The organism is Microcoleus sp. M2_D5 (genome assembly GCF_036701935.1).
GTDB lineage: Bacteria > Cyanobacteriota > Cyanobacteriia > Cyanobacteriales > Microcoleaceae > Microcoleus.
In genome coordinates, this window is sequence record NZ_JAUBRP010000051.1 from 35,972 (window position 1) to 45,552 (window position 9,581).

General features: G+C 42.5%; 2 protein-coding genes. One reads left to right on the top strand and one right to left on the bottom strand.

Going from position 1 to position 9,581, the window contains the following annotated elements; translation table 11 throughout:
- Positions 1–56: 56 nt before the first annotated feature.
- Positions 57–5,585, bottom strand: coding sequence for a phosphorylase family protein (locus QUA50_RS20195; protein WP_333266205.1), 5,529 nt, complete (start codon positions 5,583–5,585; stop codon positions 57–59).
- 292 nt (positions 5,586–5,877) lie between these two features.
- Here QUA50_RS20195 and drmD point away from each other — a divergent pair, with 292 nt between their 5' ends.
- Positions 5,878–9,168, top strand: coding sequence for a DISARM system SNF2-like helicase DrmD (gene drmD / locus QUA50_RS20200; RefSeq protein WP_333266203.1), 3,291 nt, complete (start codon positions 5,878–5,880; stop codon positions 9,166–9,168).
- Positions 9,169–9,581 lie beyond the last annotated feature (413 nt).

Genomic DNA, 9,581 nt, shown 5'->3' on the forward strand with positions numbered 1-9,581 from the left:
AAAAAGTGGACAACTAAGTTTTCGCAACTGACAACCTAAGCGATAAATTTGGTTTATCAAGAACCAGCGATTCGTCGGCATAATTCCAGAGCAATTTCATCCTGTTGGTCTGTGAGTAAACGCAACAAATGGCAGAAAGCCTCAAAGACAGACTTATTTTGCCGGAGTCGATTTTGGTCTCGCACCCAGACAGTATTTAGGAGGCAGGCAAGGGCTTCAGTTATCGACTTTTCCTTGAGAATATAATCCAATTTTTCCTGTTTTAGCATCTCTTCAAACCAAAGGATTGCTTTAAGGCGAATTGGATCTGCAACGGGTTTTTTCAACCATTTGGCGAACAAAGCAATGCGATGCTTGGATATGGGTATGCGCCTAAACCAATCTTCAAAAAGACACCTCATTTCTTTTATAAGAGAACTGTGACGTTCATCCCATTTATCAATTGAAAATTGACCGATACCAATAAGTTCCTCCCAAACCTCCGCATGGTAAGACCACTTAAACTTAGCGGATTCTGGAGGTAATACATAATTAAGAATAGCACGTGTAGTCGCAACATAGTTGAGTGGAATAGAAGTTTGCTGCAATCCATATTGATGGAATGTCTGCATAAGAATTTCAGACCAGTAATGTGCTTCTTGGGGAAGGTCTAAAATGGGTTGCCACAGTTTTTCTGGTTGTTCATTTAAATCCATATATAAAATAGCTATACCAACACGCTCTAATACCCACTGTTCTAGCTCATTTGGGTAAAAATTTTCACTGTGCCATTGATTCCCTTCTCCAGATACTGATACTCGTCGCATCACATAAGATAGTGCTTCGCTCCAAAACTCTATTATATTACAACGCTCTTCTGCATTAGTGACTTTATCAAGAGTAGGAAGCCAAGCATGAGCTGCTTGTATAAGCTGAAAGTCTAGGTCGTATTGTCGTCTTGGTATAGTTTCGTCAATAGCACGAAAGCGATCGGATTCATCGATTAACCTCCACGTATTGATTGTGGATGGAGCAACCGCTTTAACAAACGCTTCTAATTGTTCTTTTACCCATTTATTTACTTCCTCTGAAAACTGTTGAATTAATTCTCGCTCTATTTGAAAATCTTCGACGAAGGCAATACGATTCCGAACAAAAGCCCATGCAAATAGAAATCGTCGCAGGCGAGTAAAGTCTTCAAGAAGAATTGAGCGTAGTTCTGCACAACGGCAAAATAAAATCTTTACTGCCTTGTAATGCCGAGCAAACACCATCAGTGCTATGAGGTAGCGAGCTTCTTCATTATCTTTATCCTCAGCCCAGATTAGAGGGAGTGCTTCAGCAACAAAACAATTCCAAGTAGAATCTGCTGGACTTTCAGGAAGATCAAACCGCTCTGATGGAGGAGGGTCAAGAACAATATCTCGAAGATAATCTAGGCACCATTGTTTACGTTCAGGATATTGAGCCAGCCAGTTACGATAAAAATGGAAAAGTACAGCAATCCCCCCACAGACACAAGCTGCTATTTCGCTGGGAGCGTATTGATTCTTTTGGTAACTATCATCACCATCACCTATGGAAATGATTTGTTGAACTTGTTCCCAAAACTGCTCAATGTCATTTTCTGTTAGTGTCTCCTGCCGATTGAGGTACCTACGACAGCGCATTGGGAAAATTAGGATTAGTAAATTAAATTCTTTGTTACGAAGTTCGTCAGCACGCTCTGCTTGTAAGTCATTAACTTTTGTATTAATAATGATATTACCGTATTCTGGATCTTGCTGAATCTGATAATTATTTATGTCGAAAGTCAAAATCAACTGTTGCAGAAAATCGCGAATCTCATCTTCAGAGTTAACCAAAAATCTAGTTTCCCATCTTTGCCGGGCCTGTTCAAAAAATGCTCTCATAGCAGGGGTCTTGAAAAATAACTCAAGGGCGATTTGGCGCAAATATTTTTGTCGATGTTCCAGATTGTTGAATTGTTGTGCTAATTGAAAAAAGAGTTTTCCTTTTAGAAAAGCACCCATCATTAAGTGATTCCGCCCCTCCACAAGTACCCTGGTTTCCCAAAAGTATATTTCTGGTATGCTAAGAATTGGTTGGAGAGAATTTTCAAACAGAGCCGGCAGTCGCTTACCCACGTCGCAGAGAACCTTCAAGAAAGCGACACTTTTGACTCGCCTTAATACAGTTAGGATATCTTCCTCAATAGGTTGTTTTTGATCAATACGAAGATAAAAATATTTCTCCAGGGCCATCAGTGCAACTTCAACAGTGTGAGGAATATTTCCTAACCCGGCTGACCAACCATAGACCCTAGAATCCCCAATAAACTCCCGTTCCACATTATCTATTAAAAGAACAATAATTCCAGGATGACGACAACTTTCTTTCACAAACTGAGCTAAAAATTCCTTCGTATCCCGCTCCTCTTGTTCCTCTACATATTCGTTAGCTTTTATTTCAGTACGGTGCTTCCACCTATCTGTAGTGAAGTCTACCAACCGGGCAATTAATTCCAATCCTTCAAGAAAGTTGATTTGCAGAAATGCTAAAAATGGGCCATGAGTGTATAGTGATGGAGACCAGTTTATGATACCTTCCAATTCAAGCCAATCTCTGGGACTCAAGTAGCTAGCCCACTCATATCTTTGGCGATGACAAATAAGAACGGCGAGAGTAACTTCACGAGCTACAGCCGGATTAACGTGAATTAGTGGCCAAAGTGTTTTTCCCTCAAGAATTACCTTACGAAAGTCATCATCTACATCTCTTCTAGGTCCATCTGGATATGGTTCAGGTAAAGGCTCATTAGGATCGAAGCGCGGATCTGAACTGGTTATTATCGACACAAGAATAGAACCTTGCCCCTCATTATCTTCGCTACTAATTTCTCCCGTTCTCTGACTAGCTCTAAGGGCAAAATCGCTGACAAGCTCAGGAAGCTCTCTTGCTCCAGCTAAAGCTACATAATAAAACTGCTTACGGTCTTTGTAGAGAGAAGAACTGTAATCTTTTTGTGCAAGGAGTGCTTTTTCTCCCAACAGAAGTCCGATTTCAGCCGCCTCCTGCCGCAGTATCGTTCCGTGAGGCGCATAGTCAAGCCATAGTTTCACAATTTGCCCAATTTCAACAGGTGCTTTGACAATAAATTCTTCGTGATGTTCATAAATAAAACCAAGCATTGCCTGCCAGAATGGCCAGTGAGGGTAACGAAAGGTTGCTGAAAATTTAGTCTCGTCAAACCCTTGGGTACGAGCTATCTCAAGGTATTGTGGATCTGGTAGGGTCGCAGATACTAAAAATCTAGTGAGCAGACGCTTAAGTAATAGCCCCTCATTTTCTATCAAATTGGAGCGAATGAGTTCTAGCAGTGGGAGGGGATTTGCAGCAAATACTGGAGCTTCAAGTAAAATATCTTGTGCTAATAAATTAGCTTCATCGGCAAAAGTATCTAAGGTTTGGTGCCATTGGGAAATGTCGCCAATATGTTCTAGTAGATAAAGTCCATAGAGACGGAGAGCCCTGTGCCACATTGGGAAGGTCAGGCGTTCTCTGAGATAATTTACAAGGTCGTCCTTATGGGATACGAGAAGTCGAAACCTAGACCATTCGCCATACAAATCGTGCTGAAAAACAATACTATCATCAGGCGTTTTACTACAGATATTTTCGCTAAAAATATTCCTAATCAATTGCAGTTGACTTACTTCAAAATTATCGATTGGAATAGCTTGCTTTAGTGTTTCTGCTTGACGTTCAGCTAATAGTTTGACAAAGCGCATTCTTGCTGGGCCTTCATTACCGCGTGCTATTTCTGAATTCCAGAACCATGTAGCAACGCTTGATTCACCAACCCATGTTCCTACTTGAACATCATCTCCGAGACTTAGCCTGATAGTTACTAGGTCTAAAATTTTGAGATTTCCAAATATCTCTCTTAGATGGGTTTGATATTTAAGCCTGCTAGCACTAGGAAATTCTTGCCAAATAGGTTCGAGTTGATCAATAGATAATGGATTACACGGAAATATCGGCCATTCGTTAGTGAAAATGCTTTCTCGGATTAGGTTTTCACACAAACGTGACCACTCTTGTGTTTGGGAAGTTACTAATAATATCCATGACGATGATTCTTCCTGAAAATTAAATAATCTCAAAAATGTTGAAAGTAGTTTAAAAGAATTAGGATTGTATAGTCTATCAATTCCATCAAGAATAAGTATAGCAGGTTCATTAGATAGGGTTTTAATCATGCTTTCTAATGAATTGGTAAGCTGTAAGTCCGCCTCAAATGAGGCAAAATCAATTTTCTCAAAAGATCTAGCTTCAAACCAAAGAACAGATTGGTTTTCACCAATCAGCTTTTCAGCATAATCTCTAGCTAAAGAAGATTTTCCAACTCCAGAGATTCCACGAAGAACAGTTACACGGCTTTCAGTACAAGCTTTTTCAAGTTCCTCTAGCTGATTAGCTCGCTTTAAATATACTTTGCCCCCAATTTTGTTCGAGACTTGTTCCATTACTTGTTGGCTTTTTCTAAGCAATTTTACTCGATCCAAATCGATAGAATTAGGGGCTGGATCTTTTTTTGGTAAGTTAGATTTGAGAAAATCAATGAGAAAAGCAGCGGAGGCTTTAGCAGCCAATTCGCGAAAGGAGTCGTCTTTAAACTCGTCAGCATAATCACAAACACCTTTGGCAAAAATCATGTAGTCAAGTTCTTGAATTTCTGAAACTATCCCAATAGCTTCGCCTTCCATTTCTAGTCCAATAATTTTTCTCTGAAATTCAGCGATATTGTTAAATATTAAGGGATTTTGTTGAACAGCCGTACCTGTAGCAATCGGACTTAAGTGAATCCTAAAATCGGGATCTAGTTCAGGTGAATCAGGAGAGTAAAATTGAGATTCCTCAAGCCATTTTTTTCCTTTGATAGTGAGTTTAAAACCTTCTTTCTCTATCCATTCCTTTTTCCTCAGTCTTTCCATTGCTGCCTTGCGATTTGGGCAATACCGATTGATATCAGGATGTTTAGTTGGGTGCAACGCTCCATTTTGCTCAAAAGCTGCTAATATACGCAGCAACCAATTAGACTGGTAATCTATAGAGAGCGGTCGCTCATTGATGAATGATGGTCGCCATTTATTTATCATTTCCTGTACTGCTATCTTCCACTTCGGTTTCAGATTAAATGTAGTGATATCTGGTTGAAAGACTTTATCTTCTCTTTGAACCTTAAGCTTTCCTTCGTCGTACCGAAAGACCCGATCAGCGACCAGAACATCTCCCAGAAAAACGTCACCGCGTCTCCCAGCACAAATTCCACACATCGCCAAGCATCGGGGGCTAAGTTCTTTCGTTAACTCCGTTGCCAGTGCGGCTGCTTTTGTGGCTCCCATTCCATTTGCCCACATTGTGGCTACGCGAAACGAAAAGCCTTGTTCGCTTTCAAAATCGCGGAAATAATATTTTGTGAAGTTCTGGTTGCTAAATTTTTCCCATGCCTCTTCGCCACCAGTAACTTCAAGTAGAGCATCAAACTCTTCCTTGAGGGCTGCAATGACTAAGACATCTACATTTTGACTTTCACTTAGCATTTTTTTGCCAATTAGTTTCTGGTTGGTTGCCTATATATAGACTAGGCTGAAATAGCTACTGTCTGCCTTGACCTTTGTTTCTTTGTGTCAACTGTCAATAAATCCCCTAAGCCAGATGTTTCCTTCACAATTTTGAACAGAAAAAGCTATGATCTTTCTAAGCGCCTGCTGCATTGATTAGGAAAATTCAACAAGGACATTGTAACAAAAATTAAACCAGTAAGCAAATTTGGAATAGCAGGATGTCATTAATAATATTTACAGAAAAAACGATCGCAAGTACAGTAGCAAAATGCAACTAAAAACTGGGCAAATTGTCAAGGTGCGATCGCGCCAATACCTCGTCGAAGAAGTCGCACCCAAATTCTCCGAGGATACAGACACCTTAGTGCGACTGTCGTGCTTAGAAGATGATGCCTTGGGAGAAAGCCTCGAAGTTCTGTGGGAGCGAGAAGTTGACGCCGTAGCGATCGGCAATAACTCTTGGGATTCCGTCGCGAAGCGGGGATTCGACAATCCTAAACTCTTCTCAGCTTACCTGCACACCCTGCGCTGGAACTGCGTTACTTCAACCGAACCCAAGCTATTTCAATCCCCCTACCGAGCAGGCATCGAAGTCAAAGCTTACCAGTTAGAACCCCTCCGCAAAGCCTTACTCATGCCGAGAGTTGGGTTATTTATTGCCGACGACGTAGGCTTAGGCAAAACGATCGAGGCGGGACTGATTTTGCGGGAAATGCTGATCCGCCAGAAAGTGCGACGAGTTGTGATTTCTTGCCCCCCGACAGTCGTGCGGCAGTGGCAAGAAGAAATGGAAAGCCGCTTCGGGCTCAGTTTCATAATTTGCGATCGCTCCTTTGTGGCCACCTGCAGGCGCGATCGCGGGTACGGCATCAACCCCTGGACAACTCACACCCGCTTCATCATCTCCCATGCTTTGCTCAGAGATGAAACCTACACCGGCCCACTGCGAGATTGGCTGGGCGAATTTGCAGCCGCATCGATGCTGATTTTAGATGAAGCGCACAATGCCGCCCCTGCCAGCGGTGCTAAATATGCCGTTGATTCCCAGCTAACTCGCACTGTGCGAGATTTAGCGCCTCGTTTTGAACATAAGTTATTTCTCTCAGCAACGCCTCACAACGGCCATTCTAATAGTTTTGCAGCGTTGTTAGAAATTTTAGATCCGCAGCGGTTTTGCCGGGGTGTCCCCGTGCGCGATCGCAAATTACTCGACTCGGTAATGGTGCGCCGTCTCAAGCGAGACTTGCGGGAAATTGGCGATGATTTTCCGAGAAGGGAAGTGATTGCGATCTCGATCGACAATCTGCCTGAAACTGCACCCGAACTCCAACTTTCGCGCTTGCTGCAACACTATCGAGAATTGCGAGAAGAGCGATTGCAAGGTGAATCTCGCAGCAACCAAGCAGCGGCGATGTTAGTAATTACCAATTTGCAAAAGCGCTTGCTGTCATCTATTGAAGCCTTTACTCGCACGTTGAAAGTTCACCGAGTAGCTTTAGAAAAGCAAGTTTCTAAACAGCCAATTTTGCGCTTAGAACGCTTACAACTGCTGTCAGAATCGGCGGGAGGTGATGATGAGCGGGCGGAACTGCCAGAGGAAGAAGTGCAGGCAGAAGAAGACGCGCAAATGGCAGCGGCAACTGCTAATAGTTTATCACAAATTACCCAGCGAGAACAAGAGATTTTGTCAGAAATGGCGGAAATTGCCAATGCTGCTCGTTATCAACCTGACCCGAGAATTATTAAGTTAATTGACTGGATTAGAGAAAATCTGTGTCCTGATTTAGGGCAGCCAAATGCTCAATGGTTAGAGCGGCGCGTCCTAATTTTCACAGAATATACGGATACCAAACGTTACTTAGAAGAACAATTGCGATCTGCCTTTGCCAATTCTCACTTAGAACACCAACGAATCGGCGTTTTTCATGGTGGCATTGGCGAGGAACGGCGCGAGGCTATTAAACAGGCATTTAACAGCGACCCAGCCAGCAATCCCCTCCGCATTCTGATTGCCACAGATGCAGCACGAGAAGGGATAAACTTACAAAATTATTGTGCTGATTTATTCCATTTTGACATACCTTGGAATCCCAGTCGCATGGAACAACGCAACGGTCGCATCGATCGCAAGCTTCAGCGTTCGCCTGTTGTTAATTGCCATTATTTTGTATTGCCACAGCGAATTGAAGATCGAGTTTTAGAGGTTTTAATTCAGAAGACAAAAACCATTCAAGCAGAGTTGGGAACTTTGACACCTGTTGTTGAAAAAAGTATGTCTCGTTTGCTGCACAATGGGATTATTCATAAAGAACTGGGAAAAATTACTCAATCCCTTGAAGAAATATCTGTAAGCTGCGTTAGTCCTAATTCAACTGCGCCGTTAGAAACATTTAATACTGACGCCCCCTACACAATCAACTCAGAAACAATTAATCCTAACACATCCACCGCCATTGGCGAAGAATTAGAAGAAATTCGCCTTCGCAAACAAGACCTCACTAAACAGATTTCCGAACTCCAAGAAATGCTCAAGAAATCGCGGGATTGGTTAGGTTTAGATGACCGCCATTTCCGGGATGCAATCTCCGCTTCTTTGGAAATTTTAGGTGCACAGCAACTCAAACCCATTGACGTAATCGCAGCAAACCACAATCCAGAAACAGCGAAATGGGAAATCCCTGCACTTAACCAACGAGTCGGGGCAGATCCAACTTGGACAGTGACGCTGGATACCTTGAGAAAACCTCGCCAAAGAAGTCAACAACTGTGGGATTGGCGTAGGGAATCTCCCATCCGACCAGTAGTTTTTCGTGACCCTGGTTCTCTGGATGGCGAAGTGGTACACTTGCATTTAGAACACAAAATTGTGCAGCGATTATTGGGACGATTTTTAGCCCAAGGATTTCTGCATGATGAATTAACTCGCGCTTGTATTTGTCTCACGGATGACCCGATTCCTAAAGTTATTGCCTTGGGGAGATTGTCACTTTATGGAGAAGGTGCTACCCGACTTCATGATGAAGTAATTGCCGTTGCTGCGGAGTGGATTGATCCGGCAAATAGGGGGCGGAAAAAACTGAAGCCTTTGGGAGAGGGAGAGAAAGAAAATGTATTGGAATTGTTAGAAAATTCTTTGGCAAATCCGCGATTGCGAGAGGTTTCTGAAGGGGTAAAAGTTCGCCTAAAGGAAAGTGCGTCTCAGGATGTTGAGGAGTTAATTCCGAACCTGGAAAGTCGGGCAGAAGTATTAGCCCAAAGGGCAAAGCGGAAGTTAAATGAGCGCGGTTTGAAAGAAGCAACTGAGATGAAGAAAATTTTAGAACAGCAGCAACAGCGCATTTTAGCACGGCAACAAGAAACTCAAGCGATTCAGTTATCTCTTTTTCCAGAAGAGGAACAGCGACAAGTGGATGCGGATAGGCGTTATTGGCAGAAACGTCTGCAAGGTTTGTCTGAGGAATTAGTGAAAGAACCGGCTCGAATTGAAGCAATTTATCAGGTAAAAGCGGTGCGAATTGAACCAGTGGGGTTAATGTATTTATATCCGGTGTCGGGTTGAGTCGGGGTAGGGTGCGTCAGAGTCTAGGTAGGGTGCGTCAGGTGATTATCCATAGTTATAGTTGGGTATTTTAAAGCTGACGCACCCTACAATTTAGGAAAGTAGGGTGCGTCAGGCGGTTATTCATAGTTATAGTTGGGTATTTTAAAGCTGACGCACCCTACAATTTAGGAGAGTAGGGTGCGTCAGGCGGTTATTCATAGTTATAGTTGGGTATTTTAAAGCTGACGCACCTTACAATTATAGCTAAAGTCAGGAGGAACAATGGCACAAGATCCAGAATTAATCAGACATAAAGAATGGTTGGGATTCCTGCAACCAGTGGGACTTGTTGTGCAGGGTAAACGCATCTAAATTAATTTGACAAACACCTAAATTTGTGCATTACTAAATAACTAAAAAAAACTTTTAAA

Excerpts from the sequence above, each read along its gene's own strand:
- QUA50_RS20195 (WP_333266205.1), bottom strand. The coding sequence starts at position 5,585 with ATGCTAAGTGAAAGTCAAAATGTAGATGTCTTAGTCATTGCAGCCCTC.
- drmD (WP_333266203.1), top strand. The coding sequence starts at position 5,878 with ATGCAACTAAAAACTGGGCAAATTGTCAAGGTGCGATCGCGCCAATAC.